The organism is Streptomyces sp. SP17BM10 (genome assembly GCF_036322405.1).
GTDB lineage: Bacteria > Actinomycetota > Actinomycetes > Streptomycetales > Streptomycetaceae > Kitasatospora.
In genome coordinates, this window is the sequence record NZ_JAQYXB010000647.1 from 1 (window position 1) to 15,490 (window position 15,490).

At 71.8% G+C, this 15,490-nt stretch carries 13 protein-coding genes and 1 pseudogene; 8 read left to right on the forward strand and 6 right to left on the reverse strand.

Features of this window, described 5'->3' with window-relative positions:
* From PUR71_RS29505 to PUR71_RS29515, 3 genes and pseudogenes are all read right to left on the reverse strand, one after another.
* Positions 1–288, reverse strand: a 288-nt coding sequence (locus tag PUR71_RS29505; RefSeq protein ID WP_329930216.1) for an endo-1,4-beta-xylanase, incomplete at its 3' end; no start/stop codon positions are given.
* Positions 289–564: 276 nt separating this feature from the next.
* Positions 565–1,266: pseudogene (locus PUR71_RS29510) on the reverse strand (glycoside hydrolase family 11 protein); the annotation flags it as partial.
* A gap of 476 nt (positions 1,267–1,742) precedes the next feature.
* Positions 1,743–2,768 (reverse strand): LacI family DNA-binding transcriptional regulator, encoded by a 1,026-nt coding sequence (locus PUR71_RS29515; protein ID WP_329930217.1) that lies wholly within the window; start codon positions 2,766–2,768, stop codon positions 1,743–1,745.
* 154 nt (positions 2,769–2,922) lie between these two features.
* Here PUR71_RS29515 and PUR71_RS29520 point away from each other — a divergent pair, with 154 nt between their 5' ends.
* The 5 genes from PUR71_RS29520 to PUR71_RS29540 all read left to right on the forward strand — a co-directional run bounded on the left by PUR71_RS29520 (position 2,923) and on the right by PUR71_RS29540 (position 9,820).
* Positions 2,923–4,218 carry an ABC transporter substrate-binding protein gene (locus tag PUR71_RS29520; protein WP_329930218.1) on the forward strand — a complete coding sequence of 432 codons (1,296 nt, stop codon included), beginning with the start codon at positions 2,923–2,925 and terminating at the stop codon, positions 4,216–4,218.
* A gap of 11 nt (positions 4,219–4,229) precedes the next feature.
* Positions 4,230–5,168: a carbohydrate ABC transporter permease gene (locus tag PUR71_RS29525; RefSeq protein WP_329930219.1), complete on the forward strand. Its 939-nt coding sequence runs from the start codon at positions 4,230–4,232 to the stop codon at positions 5,166–5,168.
* Positions 5,168–5,986 (forward strand): carbohydrate ABC transporter permease, encoded by an 819-nt coding sequence (locus tag PUR71_RS29530; RefSeq protein ID WP_329930220.1) that lies wholly within the window; start codon positions 5,168–5,170, stop codon positions 5,984–5,986. Before PUR71_RS29525 ends, PUR71_RS29530 begins: the two co-directional genes overlap by 1 nt.
* A gap of 8 nt (positions 5,987–5,994) precedes the next feature.
* Positions 5,995–8,355, forward strand: coding sequence for a beta-glucosidase (locus PUR71_RS29535; RefSeq protein ID WP_329930221.1), 2,361 nt, complete (start codon positions 5,995–5,997; stop codon positions 8,353–8,355).
* A gap of 67 nt (positions 8,356–8,422) precedes the next feature.
* Positions 8,423–9,820, forward strand: a complete 1,398-nt coding sequence (locus PUR71_RS29540) for an extracellular catalytic domain type 1 short-chain-length polyhydroxyalkanoate depolymerase (RefSeq protein ID WP_329930222.1) — start codon at positions 8,423–8,425, stop codon at positions 9,818–9,820.
* A gap of 86 nt (positions 9,821–9,906) precedes the next feature.
* On the opposite strand, the gene PUR71_RS29545 is transcribed toward PUR71_RS29540, so the two are convergent.
* Positions 9,907–10,707 carry an AraC family transcriptional regulator gene (locus PUR71_RS29545; RefSeq protein WP_329930223.1) on the reverse strand — a complete coding sequence of 267 codons (801 nt, stop codon included), beginning with the start codon at positions 10,705–10,707 and terminating at the stop codon, positions 9,907–9,909.
* A 136-nt stretch (positions 10,708–10,843) separates the two neighbouring features.
* On the opposite strand from PUR71_RS29545, the gene PUR71_RS29550 reads away from it, so the two are divergent.
* On the forward strand, positions 10,844–11,623 hold the full coding sequence (locus PUR71_RS29550) for a phytanoyl-CoA dioxygenase family protein (RefSeq protein WP_443077613.1): 780 nt from the start codon (positions 10,844–10,846) through the stop codon (positions 11,621–11,623).
* A gap of 44 nt (positions 11,624–11,667) precedes the next feature.
* A complete protein-coding gene (locus tag PUR71_RS29555) occupies positions 11,668–11,952 on the forward strand; it encodes a hypothetical protein (RefSeq protein WP_329930319.1) in 285 nt (94 codons plus the stop codon).
* Between the two features lie 113 nt (positions 11,953–12,065).
* Here PUR71_RS29555 and PUR71_RS29560 read toward each other — a convergent pair whose 3' ends face one another.
* The gene (locus tag PUR71_RS29560; RefSeq protein ID WP_329930225.1) at positions 12,066–12,551 is read right to left on the reverse strand and encodes a universal stress protein; all 486 of its coding nucleotides are present in this window, start codon (positions 12,549–12,551) and stop codon (positions 12,066–12,068) included.
* A 4-nt stretch (positions 12,552–12,555) separates the two neighbouring features.
* Positions 12,556–13,812: an SLC13 family permease gene (locus tag PUR71_RS29565; RefSeq protein ID WP_329930320.1), complete on the reverse strand. Its 1,257-nt coding sequence runs from the start codon at positions 13,810–13,812 to the stop codon at positions 12,556–12,558.
* 1,006 nt (positions 13,813–14,818) lie between these two features.
* On the opposite strand from PUR71_RS29565, the gene PUR71_RS29570 reads away from it, so the two are divergent.
* Positions 14,819–15,484 carry a response regulator transcription factor gene (locus PUR71_RS29570; protein WP_329930226.1) on the forward strand — a complete coding sequence of 222 codons (666 nt, stop codon included), beginning with the start codon at positions 14,819–14,821 and terminating at the stop codon, positions 15,482–15,484.
* The last annotated feature ends 6 nt before the right edge of the window (positions 15,485–15,490 follow it).

Below are 15,490 nucleotides of genomic sequence, written 5' to 3' on the forward strand. Positions count from 1 at the left end.
GAACGACCCGCGGGACGGCTCGGTGGTGTCCCACTTCATCTCGTTCTCCGGGGTGATCATGTTGAACTCCCGGTCGAGGATGGTGGAGTACGTGGAGTCCCCGAGCCTGCCCGAGGCCACCGCCGTACCGAAGTAGCGGCCGCTGCCGGCTGCTGCCGCACCCAGCGTGGTCGCCCCGGCGGCGTGCGCCGAGGGGGTTGCGGTGACGGCGGCGGCCGAGCTGACGAGCACGCATGCGGCCGTCGTGAGGGCCTTGCGGAGAAGGGGTTTCCTGGTGAGCCGTGGCATGACGGATCGTTCTCCTCGGGTGGGGGATGGCTGCGCACCGGTCGGGGGCCGGAGCGTCGTCCTGGCAGTTGTGCGCGTGCTGCTCGGCAGAGCCGTTCCTGGCGGGCGGACCCGGCGGCACGTGTGCGCGCCATGGTGCCTGGCCGCGCTGCTCGGCCCCTTTGGTTAGCGTTAACAATCAACGCCGGACGCGCGCCTGGCCCTGTCCGTGATGTGCGGGTGTGGCCCCGGCGGCGATGTGCGGCGTCAACGCCTCGGGACGGTGGCGCGCTGTCAGCCCGCGCTGCGGGAGGCCGCCGAGCCGAGCGTGATGTCGGAGCTGCCGCTGCTCCGGTAGCCCTCGGTGGCCAGGATCTCGTAGTTCATGGTGCCGAGGTACATGCCGTGCCTGGCCCACGCGTCGAAGTGGTTCGCGGCGGTGATGGTTCCGCCGGTCCGCTTGGCCCGGCGGACGCTCCAGTACTGGTTGAAGGTCTTGATGCCCTCGATGGAGGGCGCGTTGTAGCGCGTCGTCTCGTAGATGTCATAGGTGTCACCGTCCGTGGTGACGGTGCCCTTGTACGCGCCGGTGGGCTTGTAGGAGCCGTAGTTCTCGACGACGTAGTACTCGACGAGCGGGTTGGTGCTCCAGCCGTAGAGCGAGAGGTAGGCGTTGCCGTTGGTGCTCCACGTGCCCGAGTAGGTCACCGGCTTGCGTGATCCGGTGCTCCAGCCCTTGCCGGCGACGAAGTTGCCGGCGTTGGTCCAGGAGGTGCTGTAGTGACCGCCGCCGTTGAGGGACATCGAGGCCGCACCGGTGCCCTCGGTCCAGAACGAGTAGTAGTAACCGCCGTCGGTGCCGGTCCGGTTCGTGGTGACGGTCGCGGCGTCCGCGGTGCCGGGCGTGGCCAGGACGGCCGCGAGGGCCAGCGCGAGGACGCTCGCTTTGCGGGCCGGCTGCCAGGGGCGGTCGGTGCAGCGGCTCTCGAGGTGGGGCATGTTCACGGGAGTGATCCGATCTGCCGATGGGTGGGGGCGCAGCTCTGCGCCGCCGACGGCCACGAGGGTGGGTGGCCGGACGGCGTGGCGCGATGGTGCGCGGAACCGGCTTGTCGTCAACAAGGCCGCACCCCTGGGTGGTTGGCGTGCGAGGCCGGGGAGCCGGGGCCGCTCGGACTTGTCGACGGCGACAGTGTTGGCCTGGACTCGACAAGATGTCAACGCTTTCGACCGAAACGGCGATAGCTTCGCGCGCCGTCGGGTCTCCCCGGCGAAGAACGGGCTGGCCAGGCGCGTGCTGGTCGATTGCCGGGCTGTAGGCGTCGACGGTGAGCTCCCCGACATCCCCTCGGGTTCCCCATAGGTGGACCGCAATCAACGCAGAAGAACAGCGAAAGTTTCGCGACTTGAGTCGGTGCTGCGGGGTGGCGCCGCTCCGCCCGGCTGCCGGAGGCACGGAGGGGCGTGCCGGCCCTTCAGGGCCGGCCGGGCGCCACGGTGCTGGAGCGCACCACCAGGGTGGTCGACAGTTCGAGACGGGTCGGGGCCGCCGGGGCCTCCTCGGTGCGCAGGGCGAGGATCAGGCGGGTCGCCTGTTCGGCCATCTCGCGCAGGGGCTGGCGGACGGTGGTCAGCGCGGGGCTGGTCCACTTCGCGATGTCCAGGTCGTCGTAGCCGACGACGGAGAGGTCCTCGGGCACGCGCAGGCCGCGGACCCGGGCGGCCTCCATGACGCCGAGGGCTTGCAGGTCACTGCCGGCGAAGATCGCGGTGGGCCGCTCGGGGAGCTCCAACAGCCGTCCGGCCTGGGCGAATCCGCCCTCGGCGTGGAAGTCGCCGAAGGCGGTCAGCGCGGGGTCGACCTTCAGGCCCGCCATGGTCATCGCGGAGCGGTAGCCGTCCAGCCGGGCCAGGGAGCAGAGGGTGTCCTCGGGGCCGGTGACGATGGCGATGCGCCGGTGACCGAGCTCGATCAGGTGCCGGGTGGCGGCGAGGCCGCCGGCCCAGTTGGCCGAGCCCACCGAGGGCACGTCCGGATCGGGGTTGCCGGCGGGGTCGACGATCACGAACGGGATGGAGCGCGCGCGCAGTTGGCGCTTGAACTCGGGCGGCAGGCTGGAGAAGACCAGGACGACACCGAGGGGGCGCCGCCGCAGCACCGCCTCGATCCACTCCGGCCCGGGGGCGTGGCGCGAACCGCTGTGGGTGACCACGACCGCCGCGCCGTGCTCGTTCGCGACGGCCTCGACGCCACGGAGGAGTTCCATCGCCCAGAGGCTGTCGAGCTCGTGGAAGACGATCTCGACGAGGGGCGCCTCACCGCCGCCGCGCGCAGCGCGCTGGTAGCCGTGGTCGCTCAGGACCTGCTCGACGCGGCCGCGGGTGGCCGCCGCGACGTCGGTACGGCCGTTGAGGACCTTCGAAACCGTCGAAACGGAGACCTCGGCCTCGCGCGCGATGTCCGCGAGGGTCACCCGTCCCAGTTCATCGCCCTTTTCCATGGAGGCAGCATAGGGCACGGGCGGCGCGCGGCCGTTGGCGCATCACGCTTCAGTAACCGTCGCTCCGGGGGCTTGACCCGAAACAAGTCCGCAACCTAGCGTCCCGGCCAAGCGGTGATTTCGAGAAAAACGTCGAAAGTTTAGGGGACTCTTGATGAAGAGGCGCACTCTCGCTGCTGCACTCGGCCTGGCCGCGGTCATGGCGGGGACGACCGCCTGCGGCAGTGGCGGGTCCTCCTCCGCGGGCGGGGACTCCGGAACGATCCACGTGCTGGTCTACGGGGATGCCAGCAACAAGGTCGAGAAGCAGGTGGTCGACACCTTCAACAAGACGTCGAAGGTCAAGGCCGTCCTGGACACCATCCCCGGTGCGGACTACCAGGCCAAGCTCAACACCGTCATCAACACCCCCCAGGCGCCGGACGTGTTCTTCAACTGGGGCGGTGGGAGCATCCAGCCCTACGTGAAGTCCGGCCTCCTGCTCCCGCTGGACGACATGATCGCCGCGGACCCGGGGCTGAAGGGCAACTTCCTGCCCTCCGTGTTCAACACCGCGGTGATCGACGGCAAGTCCTACGGCATCCCGATGCGCGGCACCCAGCCCGTGCTGCTGTTCAACAACAAGAAGGTGCTGGCCGACGCCGGCCTGAGCGCGCCGAAGACGTGGGACGACCTCCTGGGTGTCGTCCGGGCGCTCAAGGCCAAGGGCATCACCCCGATCGCCCTCGGCGGTGGCGACCAGTGGCCGACCCTCATGTGGTACGAGTACGTGTTCGACCGCGTCGCGGGCCCCGACCTGTTCCGCAAGGCGCTGTCCGGCGACAAGAGCGCCTGGGAGGGAGAGGACGCCAAGAAGGCCCTGGGCATGCTCAGGCAACTGGTCGACGCCGGGGCGTTCGGCTCGAACGTCGACTCGGTCAAGTTCACCGACGGCGGCTCCCCGGCGCTGCTGGCGAAGGGCAAGGCGGGACTGGAGCTGATGGGCTCCTGGGAGTACGCCACCCAGCGGGACGCCAACCCCGACTTCGCCAAGAGCGACCTCGGGTACGGGGGCTTCCCCGGCATCGCCGGCGGCAAGGGCGATCCGGCCGACGTGGTCGGCAACACCAACAACTTCTACTCGGTGCTGAAGAAGAGCAAGCACCCCGAGGCGGCGGCCGCCTTCCTGAAGCTCATGTACTCCGACGAGTTCGTGAAGGCCCAGCTGGCGATCGGCAACCTGCCGACCACCACCAACACCGAGCAGTTCCTCGCCACCGCGGACAACCCCGACTACTCGAAGTACCAGTACGACCTGGTCAAGGCGGCCCCCTCGTTCCAGCTGTCCTGGGACCAGGCCTACCCGCCGGCCGCCAACGCGCCGATCCACACCGCCGTCCAGCAGTTCTTCGACGGCAAGCTCGACGTGGACGGCTTCGTCAAGGCCATGCAGGCCCTCCCCGCCTCGTGAGACGGATCGTCATGAGTGCTCCATCCGTAGTATCCGGGTACGGTCGGCGCCTGCCGGCGCGGCCCAGCCGGACCGGCACCGCGGTGACCCGCCCGGGCCTCGCCTGGGCGCTGCCCGCGACCGTGTTCTTCCTGATGTTCGCGGTCCTGCCGCTGGTCCTGGTGGCGGTGCTCTCCTTCACCAGCTGGAACGGCGTCGACGCCCCCCGGTTCAACGGCCTGGCCAACTGGACCAAGCTGCTGCACGACCCGGTGATGACGCAGAGCGTCGGCCTGACCCTGGTGCTGACCGTGGCCGGTGTGGTCGTGCAGACCCCGGTGAGCATCCTGCTGGGAGTGTGGGCGGCCGGCCGCCAGCGCAACCGGGCCGTGCTGTCCGCGATCTTCTTCGTCCCGCTGCTGCTGTCCGCGACCGCGATCTCGGTCGTCTGGCGCGCCATCCTCGACCCCAACTTCGGCGTGCCCTCGCAACTGACCTGGCTGTTCGGCGACGGCAACCTGATGGGCAGCCAGGGCAGCGCCGTCGCGGTGCTCACCTTCGTCGGCATGTGGCAGTGGACGCCCATGCACGCCCTGCTCTACCAGGGCGGGGCCCGGGCGATCCCGCAGGTGCTCTACCAGGCCGCGTCGATCGACGGCGCCGGCAGGGTGCGGCAGTTCTTCCACATCACCCTGCCGCAGCTGCGCAACACCGTGATCACGTCGGTGATCCTGATGCTGGTCGGCGGCCTCACCACCTTCGACACCGTCCTCATCCTCACCCAGGGCGGCCCCGGCACCGACACCACCAACAGCGCCTACTACATGTACCAACAGGCCTTCAAGAGCTTCGACTTCGGCGCGGGCTCGGCCATCGCCCTGGTGCTCGTGGTGGTCGCCACCCTGATCTCGCTCGCCGTCGTGCGCCTGTCCGGCTACGACCGGATGCGCAGCACTTCGGAGGGACTGTGATGCGACGGCGCCCCAACCACCTCGCCGGGCTCGGCTCGCTGGTCTGGCTGGCGCTGGTCGGCTTCCCGCTGTACGTCATGCTGATCGCGACCTTCCGGACCCGCTCCGACTACTCCTCGCAGGGGCCGCTCACCTTCCCCGCGCAGCTGACCCTGCGGAACTACGTCGACGACTTCTCCAACGGCTTCGGCCGGGACTTCCTCAACACGCTCCTCGTCACCGTGAGCGTGGTCGCGATCGTCCTGCTCGTGGTGCCCCCGCTCGCCTACGCGATCGTCCGGGCCCGGGGCAGGACCATCGGCACGGTCTTCCGGATCTTCCTGCTGGGGCTGGCGATCCCGGCGCAGGCCGTGATCGTGCCGATGTTCTACGTCATCAGCAAGGCCGGCCTCTACGACAACCTGCTCGGCGTCATCCTGCCCACCGCGGCGTTCTGCCTGCCGGTGTGCACGCTGGTCCTCACCGGCGCGATGCGGGACATCACCGGCGAGCTCTACGAAGCCATGGCCATGGACGGCGCCACCCCCTGGCGGGTGTTCTGGCAGCTGGTGGTGCCGCTGTCCAAGGGCGGCCTCTCGTCCGTCGTGGTCTTCTCCGCACTGCAGGCGTGGAACGGCTTCCTGTTCCCCCTGATCCTCACCCAGTCGGAGAGCACCAAGGTCATCACCCTCGGCCTGTACGAGTTCCAGACCGAACACGGCGTCGACGTGCCCGGCCTGCTCAGCGCCGTCGTGCTGTCGACGCTCCCCGTCTTCATCGTCTACCTGTTCGCCCGGCGGGCCTTGGTCCAAGGCCTCATGGGCGTTGGGGGAAAGTGACCGCCACCATGAACCTGGCCGTCCCGTCCGCTGCCCGGACCGCCCGCTGGCACGACCGCTCGCTCAGCCCCGAGGAACGCGCGGACGCCGTGCTCGCCGAGATGACGCTGCGGGAGAAGCTGGCGCAGCTCGTCGGCGTCTGGGTCGGCGCCTCCGACGAGGGCGGCGAGGTCGCCCCGCACCAGCACGACATGGAGGAACCGCCCGCCCTCGGCGACCTGCTCCCGTCCGGGCTGGGCCAGTTGACCCGGCCCTTCGGCACCGTGCCGGTCGACCCGGCGCTGGGCGCGCTCTCACTGGCCCGCAGCCAGCAGCGCATCGCCGCCGCGAACCGGTTCGGCATCCCGGCACTCGCGCACGAGGAGTGCCTGGCCGGCTTCGCCGCCTGGGGAGCCACCGCCTACCCGGTGCCGCTCTCCTGGGGCGCCACCTTCGACCCGGGCCTGATCCGGCGGATGGCCGCGGCCATCGGCCGCGACATGCGCGCGGTCGGTGTCCACCAGGGCCTCTCCCCGGTCCTCGACGTCGTCCGCGACGCCCGCTGGGGACGGGTCGAGGAGACCGTCGGCGAAGACCCCTACCTGGTCGGCACGGTGGCCACCGCCTACGTGCAGGGCCTGGAATCGGCGGGGATCGTCGCCACGCTCAAGCACTTCGCCGGGTACTCGGCCTCGCGCGCCGGACGCAACCTCGCCCCCGTGGGCATGGGCGCGCGGGAGCGCGCGGACGTGATCCTGCCGCCCTTCGAGATGGCGGTGCGCGAGGGCCGGCCCCGTTCGGTCATGCACGCCTACACCGACACCGACGGCGTCCCCTCGGCCGCCGACGAGGAACTGCTGACCGGGCTGCTCCGCGACACGTGGGGCTTCGAGGGAACCGTGGTCGCCGACTACTTCGGCATCGCCTTCCTCAAGGTGCTGCACGGCGTCGCCGGGGACTGGGCGGAGGCCGCCGCACTCGCCCTGGCCAGCGGCGTGGACGTGGAACTGCCCACCGTCAAGACCTTCGGCGAGCCGCTGCTGCGCGCCGTCGAGGACGGGACCGTGCCCGAGGCGCTGGTCGACCGGGCCCTGCGCAGGGTGCTGGTGCAAAAGGTCCGGCTCGGCCTGCTGGACGAGGACTGGGACGCCGTCCCGGCGGCGCTCGCCGGCCGGTCGCTCGACGACCCGGACGAGCTGCGCGGCTCGGTCGACCTGGACCGCCCGGAGAACCGCGCCCTCGCCCGGGAGATCGCCGAGCAGGCCGTGGTGCTGCTGCGCAACGACGGCACCCTGCCGTTGCGCGACCCCCGCCGGATCGCGCTGATCGGCCCCAACGCGGACACGCCGACCGCGGTGCTGGGCTGCTACGCCTTCCCGGTGCACGTCGGCAGCCGGCACCCGGAGGTCCCGGTCGGCATCGAACTGCCGACGCTGCACCAGGCGTTGGCGGCCGAGTTCCCCGGCAGCGAGATCCGGACGGTGGCCGGGGCGAGCGTCGACGGACTCGACACGTCCGGCTTCGCCGAGGCCGTCGAGGCGGCCCGGCAGGCCGATGTCGTGATCGTCGCCCTCGGGGACCGGGCCGGATTGTTCGGGCGCGGCACCAGTGGCGAGGGCTGCGACGTCGAGTCCCTGGAACTGCCCGGGGTGCAGCGGCAGTTGCTCGAAGCGCTGCTGGACACCGGCAGGCCGGTCGTGCCGGTGCTGCTCGCCGGCCGCCCCTACGCGCTGGGACGCGCGGCGACGGAGGCGGCGGCCCTGGTGCAGACCTTCTTCCCCGGGGAGGCCGGGACCGGGGCGATCGCCGCCGTGCTCAGCGGCCGGACCAACCCCTCGGGCCGGCTGCCGGTCAGCATCCCGGCCCGGCCGGCCGTGCAGCCCTCCACCTACCTCGCCGCCCGCCTGGCCGGACCCAGCGAGGTGTCCAGCACCGACCCGACCCCCGCGTTCGGATTCGGGCACGGCATCGGCTACACCGCCTTCGCCTGGACCGACCTGGAGGTGGAACGGGCCACCGCCACGACCGACGGCGAGCTCGCTCTCGCCTTCACCCTGTCCAACACCGGTGAGCGGAGCGGCAGCGAGACCGTCCAGCTCTACCTGCACGACCCCGTCGCCTCCGTCGTCCAGCCGGTGCTTCGGCTGATCGGCTACCGGCGGGTCTCCCTCGACGCGGGCGAGCGGACCCGGATCCGGATCCGCGTCCCCGCCGACCTCGCGTCCTTCACCGGACGCGACGGCCGACGCATCGTCGAGCCGGGCGAGCTGGAGCTGCGGGTCGCGGCCTCCAGCACCGACGTCCGGCTCACCGCCACCGTCCGACTGGACGGCCCGGTCCGGGTCCTGGACCACACCCGGCGGCTGCACGCGGACTTCCGGTGCACCTGATCCGCCACCGCGCCGGCCGCCGCCGGAACCTTCCGCACACCCCTCGTGATCCCGACTGAGAGGTCCCATGTTCCGATCCCGCTCGTTACCGTCCCGCCTCCTGGGCATCGTCGCCGCGGTCGGCCTCGCGGTCGGCCTGAGCCTGCAGGCCGCGCCCCGGGCCGCCGCGGCCCCGGAGGGTGGCGCCTCTCAGGCCGCCGCCCCCAGGGCCGCCGCCTCGCTGAAGCAGATCACGGACTTCGGCACCAACCCGACCGGTCTGCTGATGCACCTGTACGTGCCGAACAACGTCAGGGCCAACCCGCCGATCCTGCTGGCGCTGCACGGCTGCCAGGGGACGGGACCCTACCTGTACTCCAGCACCGACTTCGGGGCACTGGCCGACCAGTACGGGTTCCTCGTCATCTACCCCTCGACGAACCCCGGCGGAAGCTGCTGGGACGTCTCCTCGGACCAGGCGCTGACCCGCAACCGCGGCAGTGACCCGGTCGGACTCATGTCGATGATCACCTACACGGAGCGGCACTACGGCGGCAACGCCGACGCCGTGTACGTGACCGGCGAGTCGTCCGGCGGCATGATGACGAACGTGATGCTCGCCGACTACCCCGATGTCTTCAAGGCGGGCGCGGCGTTCATGGGAGTGCCGTACCACTGCTTCTACACCGGCTCCGTACGCGGCTGGAACGCGGACTGCGCCCAGGGCAAGGTGTCCATGAGCCCGCAACAGTGGGGCGGACTGGTCCGCAGTACGGGAGATCCCGGCTACACCGGTCCGCGTCCGCGCGTGCAGTTGTGGCACGGAACCGCCGACCCGATCCTGAGCCACAACGACCTCGGTGAAGAGATCAAGCAGTGGACCGACGTCCTCGGCGTGAGCCCGACCCCGTCGGCCACGGACACCCCCGCGCCCAACTGGAACCGTACGCGGTACGCCAACAGCGCCGGCACCACCCAGGTCGAGGCGTACAGCATCGCCGGTGCCGGGCACCAACTGCCCGTGCAGGGCACCGCGATGGCTGCCAGTGCCATCCACTTCATGGGCCTGGACGCGAGGCCCTCCGGCGGCGGCACGACCGGCGCGCTGCACGCGGTGGACGCGGGCAAGTGCCTGACCGACGCGAACAACGCGACGCCGGGCATCCAGCAGCAGATCCACACCTGCACCGGCGGCGCCGACCAGGCCTGGACCAGGACGGCGTCGAACCAGCTGACCGTGACCGTCGGTGGCAGCACGCTCTGCCTGGACGCCGACGCCAGGGGCACCACCGACGGCACCAAGGTGATCGTCTGGTCCTGCAACGGCCAGGCCAACCAGCAGTGGCAGCTGAACCCGAACGGCACCGTCACCGGGGCACAGTCGGGGCTCTGCCTGGACGTGGCGGGCCTGGCGACCGCCGACGGCTCGCCCGTCCAGCTGTGGAGCTGCAGCGGCGGCAGGAACCAGCAGTGGACGCTCGGTTGATCCGATGACCACCTCACCGCAGCGGAGGTGGGGCTGCGGGGCCGCCCCTCGGAGGCCGGGGGGCGGCCCCGCGCCCGGTCGGCCGGTTACGGGACGGGTACGGCGTCGGGGCGAGGTGGGGTGGAGCGGATGCTGCGGGGGGAGGCACCGAGTTCGCGGCGGCAGGTCTTGTTGAAGGCGTGCAGGTCGGGGATGCCGACGGAGGCGGCGATCGCGGGGATGGAGAGGGTGGTGGCGCACAGGAAGTGGCGGGCGCGTTCCATCCGGCGGGCGCGGATGTAGCCGACGACGGTCTCGCCGGTGGCGGCGCGGAACAACCGGGTGAGGTGGTTGTGCGAGACGCCGGCGGCGCGGGCGATGTCGGGAACGGTGAGGGGTTCGGCGAGTCGGGCCTCGATCAGCGCGGTGGCGGCGGCGACCGCCGGGTGGACGGTCGGGGTGACGGGCTCGCCGGGAGGGGTGAGCACGGCGATCCGCCACAGCGCGGCCCAGACCTCGGCGGTGGCCCGGGCGGGGGTGCGCGGCCACGCGGCGAGCGCCTGACGGAACCCCGTGGTGAGCCGGTCGAGTTCGGTACCGGTCGACTGGATGACGGGGATCCGGTGCGGCGTGCCTGCGGTGCCGAGGCGCAGGTGGACGTAGAAGTGCTCGGACCGGCCCCGGTAGCGGTAGCGGACCTCGCAGCCGGGCGGTACCAGGCTGATCCGGCCGGGGCGGATGCTGTGCGGCGTGCCGTCCACCGTCAAGTCGGCGTGGTAGCCGTAGAGATGGAGTTGCCACAGGTCCGGCAGCGAGAAGACGTCCACGTGGCCGGCCGGTCCGTGGACGCCGGTGCCGACGGCGGCGAGGGTCGGTGGCTCGTCGAGGCGGGCGAGGACCGTCTGCATGCCATGAGGTGTACCCCGTGCGGAGCGCGGTGAAAACGGACCACCGGAGGGTGAACCCGGCCCACGCGGTGGCGGGCCGGCCGGACCTAGCGTGGCCGTCATGGAGAAAACGGAAGTACGACTTTCGTCGGTGCAGATGGCACGCTTCGTGGCGCGCGGGTCGCTGCGGCTGGACGCGGTGGTCCCGGCGGAGATGAACGCCGAGGGTCTGGCGGTGCTGGCCGCGGGCGTGCCGGACGTGCCGTACGGAACGCCGGTGTCCGAGGCGTACGCGCCGGGCTCGTTCGTCCGCCGCCTGCTGCAACTGCCGCAGGTGGCAGGGGCCTTGCGCAGTCTGGTCGGTCCGGAGCCGTGGGTGGACCACCACGCGGTGCACGTCCGCGAGCCGCGCGGCGGCTCGGCGCAGCCGCTGCACGGGGACGCGATCATCGACGTCCGGCCGGACGCGTTCGACGTGCAGCTGATGTACTACCCGCAGGACGTGACGCTGGAGATGGGCGGGACGCTCAGCGTGCCGGGCAGTCACCTGCGGCGGACCAACGAGTCCGACACCGGCCGGTACCAGAACCTGCGCGGCCAGGACCGCCTGGTCTGCCCCGCCGGGACGGTGGTGTTTCTGCACCACGGCCTGTGGCACGGCGGGCGGCGCAACGACAGCGACACCGTCCGCCACATGTTCAAGATCCGCTTCAATCCGAGGGTCCGCCAGCGGCTGCTGTGGGACACCTCCGACCTCCACGACCCGCAGGTGAACGCCGAGTTGGACACGGTCTTCCCGTGGTACGAATGGGCGACCGGCCGGTTGGAGCGGTACAACCGCGTCCTGCTGTGGCGGGAGCTGACCGGGGACCCTGGCTACGACCTCGACCACTGGGTGACCAGGGTCTCCAACCGCCCGAAGGAGACGGTGGCATGACGACCTCGACGACCCCGGCCGCGCGGACCGCCGAGACCCCGGTGCTGCGCCAGCAGGTGCTCGTGCTGTACCTGGCCGACTCCCGGCTGGACTCGGAGGTGGTCGGCTGGACGCGCTACGACGGCACCGGGCGCACCTCGCCGACCACCGGTGACAGCGACGAGCCGCCCTACGGGACGGGGGTGGAGGCGCTGCGGGACGGCTGGCGGCTGTTCCAGGCCGCGCAGCTGATCCCGCCGTACCCGGGCCACGAGTACGACGTCTCCTTCCTCAAGCACGAGCACTTCTTCGAGCGGATCGTCAACGTCCAGGAGCCGGAGGCCCGGTGACCGGGGCCGGTGCCACCGCTCCCGGCGGTTCCGGTGGCGCCTTCCGGCGGGCAGCCGCCGTCGGCTCTCTTCTGCGCCTCGAATGCCGGGCGGCCAATCCCGGCGGGTTCCGCCTAGCGGTGGGGCGGGGGAGGAAGGGTGTCGGGGCCGGGTGCCGGCTCGGGCCAGACGAGCAGGACGGGGCAGGGAGCGTGGTCGACGACGAAGCGGGTGGCCGGTCCGAGGCTGTGGGGCCCGAGACGGGTGCGGTCGCCGTCACGGGCGAGGACGAGCAGTTCGGCTCCCTCCGCCGCGGCGACGACCTCGCGTTCGATGCGGCCGTTGCGCTCGACCCGGGTGGAGGGCCGCCCCAGGCGCTCGGCGGCCGCGTCGAGGAGGTGACGGCCCGAGGCGGTTGCCAGACCCTCCAGCCGGGTGCCGGGATCGCGCTCGGGGTGACCGCGCCCGAGCAGTCCGGCGAAGGCGCCGTGCGCGGCGCCGGAGACCTCCTGACCGCTGACGTGTAGCAGGACGATCCCGGCGTCCTCGGGTGCGTGCGCGCGGGCGGCGTCGACGCAGGCGGGCCAGGTGCCTTCGGTGATCCAGACGACGACGGTCACGGTGTCAGCCTCCGATGATCTGCAGGGAGCCCCACAGTGCCACCACGGCCAGCAGCAGCGCGGCGGGCACGACGAGCAGTCCGAGGCGGGTGAACTCACCCAGGCCGATGTCGGTGTCGTGCTCGCGGACGATGCGCCGCCACAACAGGGTGGCCAGGGACCCGGCGTAGGTGAGGTTGGGGCCGATGTTCACCCCGAGCAGCACGGCCAGCACCGCGCCGGGACCGCCCGGTGCGGCCAGCGGCAGCAGGACGAGGGTGGCGGGCAGGTTGTTGATGACGTTCGCCAGGACGGCCGCCAGTGCCGCGGTGCCGAGCAGCGCGGGCAGGGCGGCGCCCTGGGGGACGAGGTGCCCGAGCGCGGAGGCCAGTCCGTTGTCGACGACGGCCCGCACCACGACGCCGAGCGCCAGCACGAAGGCCAGGAACGGCACGGCGGCCGAGCGCACGACCGCGACCGGCGTGGTGCGACGCCGGACCAGTGCGCGGACGGCGAGCACGAGGGCACCGGCCAGGGCCGCCCACGCCGGATCGATCCCGATCACGGAGGTGAGGATGAAGCCGCCGAGCGTGCCGACGACGGTGAGGAGGGCGAACAGCGGCATCTCCGGCGGTGCGAGGTCGGCCGGGGCCGGGGCCCCGGCGTCCAGGTCGGCGGCGAAGAACCGGCGCAGCACCGCGTACTCGACGGCGATGGCGACCAGCCACGGCAGCGTCATCAGGGCGGCGAAACGGGTGAAGCTGAGCCCGCTGGCGGCGAACGCCAACAGGTTGGTGAGGTTGGAGACGGGGAGGAGGAGCGAGGCGGTGTTCGACAGGTGCGTGCAGGCGTAGACGTGCGGCTTGGGCCGGGCGCCGAGCCGTGCGGCGGTGGCGAACACCACCGGGGTGAGGAGCACCACGGTGGCGTCGAGGCTGAGCACGGCCGTGATCACCGAGGCGACCACGAACACCTGCACCAGCAACCGGCGCGGCCGTCCGGCGGCGGTGCGGGCCATCCAGGCCCCGCAGGCGTGGAACAGGCCCTCGTCGTCGCAGAGTTGGGCGAGCACGAGCACGGCCGCCAGGAACCCGACCACCGGACCGAGCCGCTGGACCTCGGCCAGCGCGTCCGACGGCGAGATCGCGCCGACCGCGACCACCAGCCCCGCCGCCGGCACGGCCACCACCGCCTCCGGCCACCCCCAGGGCCGCACCACTGCGCACACCAGGACCAGCACCAGCAGGCCGACGGACAGTGCCTCGGCGATCGACGTACTCAGGGGTCTGCTCCATTCCGGGCGGTGGCGGCATCACACACCGAGAACCGGAAACGCGGGGTCGCGGTGTGCCGGTGCGGCCCCACAGTACGCGCTGCCCGCGCGGCGGGCGCACGCCGCTCCGGAGTCGGTTGGCGATCGGGCCGCTCGTGCGGACGGCGCACCGGGCGGCGTCTGATAACGCTCACAACCCCTGATGCCTCCACCTGGGGAGCGTCGCTGATCGGCGACGGTCCGGTGGTCCACCCAGCCTCCCGGCCGCACCTGACCGGCCCGGCAACGGGTGAGGCCGAGGGACAATGGTGCAGGAGTTGTCGACCGCCGCGGTCGCGGCGGGGCTGTGGAGCACGGACATGCCGAGCACGGAAGCGACGGCGGCGACGAGCACCGCGAACCGCTTCGTCCAGGACGTCCGGGGACGACGCCGAGTCAGCACAGGACCCTCCGACGTTCTACGAGTTCGACGTCTACCCGCGCGCCTGCGGCGCCCACCGGGACGCCTACCGGATCGTCGTCGACGCCAACACGGGCGTGGTCTGGTACTCGCCCGACCACTACACGGACTTCTACCAGCTGGAGAGGCCTCATCCACCGCTCGGCCCGCGGCGCCTCCCTCCGGGAGGTAGTGCGGGCCGAGTTCTCGTTCCTGCGGCCGCACGCGGGGCCGGTGCAGGCCGGCGGTGCTCATCGAATCCTCAGGTTTCCCCTGCAACGATCGTCCGCGTCGGCAGGAGTGAGCTCCGGCTCCCCCGGGCGGAGAGTCGCACCGCCGACGGTTTCGGTCCGTTGCCGGTGGCGGCGGTCGTGGGCCGATGAACGGCGGTGCCTCTCCGGTGATTCGTCCTCCGGATCTCCGGAGACGCACCGCCCCCTCGCAGCACGGTCCGACCCGGGCCGGGAGATCCGTCGACCGTGGGAGGCCCAGCCGGGACGACCCGGACAGCACTGCCCGGGAGCGCTGACATGCCCTGGGCCGACGGCTTCGCGGATGTCACCTATCCTGGCCGGCATGCGCGTACTGGTAGTCGAGGATGACGATGACCTGCGGTTCGCCGTGGCCGCGGCCCTGCGGGGCGACGGGCTGGCCGTCGACGAGGCCGGGGACCTCCCGGCCGCCGACGAGGCGCTGTTCGTCATCGCCTACGACTGCGTCGTCTTCGACCGGATGCTGTCCTCCGGCGACTCCGCGGAGTACGTGCGCCGGATGAGGGCGGACGGCCGGACCGTCCCGGTCCTGTTCCTGACCGCCCGGGACTCCGTCGCCGACCGGGTCGAGGGCTTCGCGACCGGGGGCGACGACTACCTGGTCAAGCCCTTCGCCGTCCCCGAGTTGGTCGCCCGGGTGCGCAACCTCTGCCGGCGCGCCACCGCCCCCCGGCCGTCGGTGGTCCGCTGTGGCGGACTGGAGGTCGACTCGGCCCGCCGCACGGTCCACCGCGACGGCGTCCTGCTGACCCTCACCGTCAAGGAGTTCGCCGTCCTGGAGATCCTCTCCACCCGGCCCGGGGAAGCCGTACGGCGCACCGAGCTCATCGAACGCTGCTGGGACGAGCTGACCGAGCCCAACTCCAACGTGGTCGAGGTCCTGGTCTCCCAACTGCGCCGCAAGCTGGGCGATCCGCCGCTGATCCACACCGTGCGCGGGATCGGATACCGGCTGGAGCCGCAGGCGTGAGCCCGC

What these genes read in the sequence shown, in the direction of transcription:
- PUR71_RS29535 (WP_329930221.1), top strand. Translation starts at nt 5,995, where the DNA reads ATGAACCTGGCCGTCCCGTCCGCTGCCCGGACCGCCCGCTGGCACGAC.
- PUR71_RS29530 (WP_329930220.1), top strand. Translation starts at nt 5,168, where the DNA reads ATGCGACGGCGCCCCAACCACCTCGCCGGGCTCGGCTCGCTGGTCTGG.
- PUR71_RS29545 (WP_329930223.1), bottom strand. Translation starts at nt 10,707, where the DNA reads ATGCAGACGGTCCTCGCCCGCCTCGACGAGCCACCGACCCTCGCCGCC.
- PUR71_RS29570 (WP_329930226.1), top strand. Translation starts at nt 14,819, where the DNA reads ATGCGCGTACTGGTAGTCGAGGATGACGATGACCTGCGGTTCGCCGTG.
- PUR71_RS29520 (WP_329930218.1), top strand. Translation starts at nt 2,923, where the DNA reads ATGAAGAGGCGCACTCTCGCTGCTGCACTCGGCCTGGCCGCGGTCATG.
- PUR71_RS29515 (WP_329930217.1), bottom strand. Translation starts at nt 2,768, where the DNA reads ATGGAAAAGGGCGATGAACTGGGACGGGTGACCCTCGCGGACATCGCG.
- PUR71_RS29525 (WP_329930219.1), top strand. Translation starts at nt 4,230, where the DNA reads ATGAGTGCTCCATCCGTAGTATCCGGGTACGGTCGGCGCCTGCCGGCG.
- PUR71_RS29550 (WP_443077613.1), top strand. Translation starts at nt 10,844, where the DNA reads ATGGCACGCTTCGTGGCGCGCGGGTCGCTGCGGCTGGACGCGGTGGTC.
- PUR71_RS29540 (WP_329930222.1), top strand. Translation starts at nt 8,423, where the DNA reads ATGTTCCGATCCCGCTCGTTACCGTCCCGCCTCCTGGGCATCGTCGCC.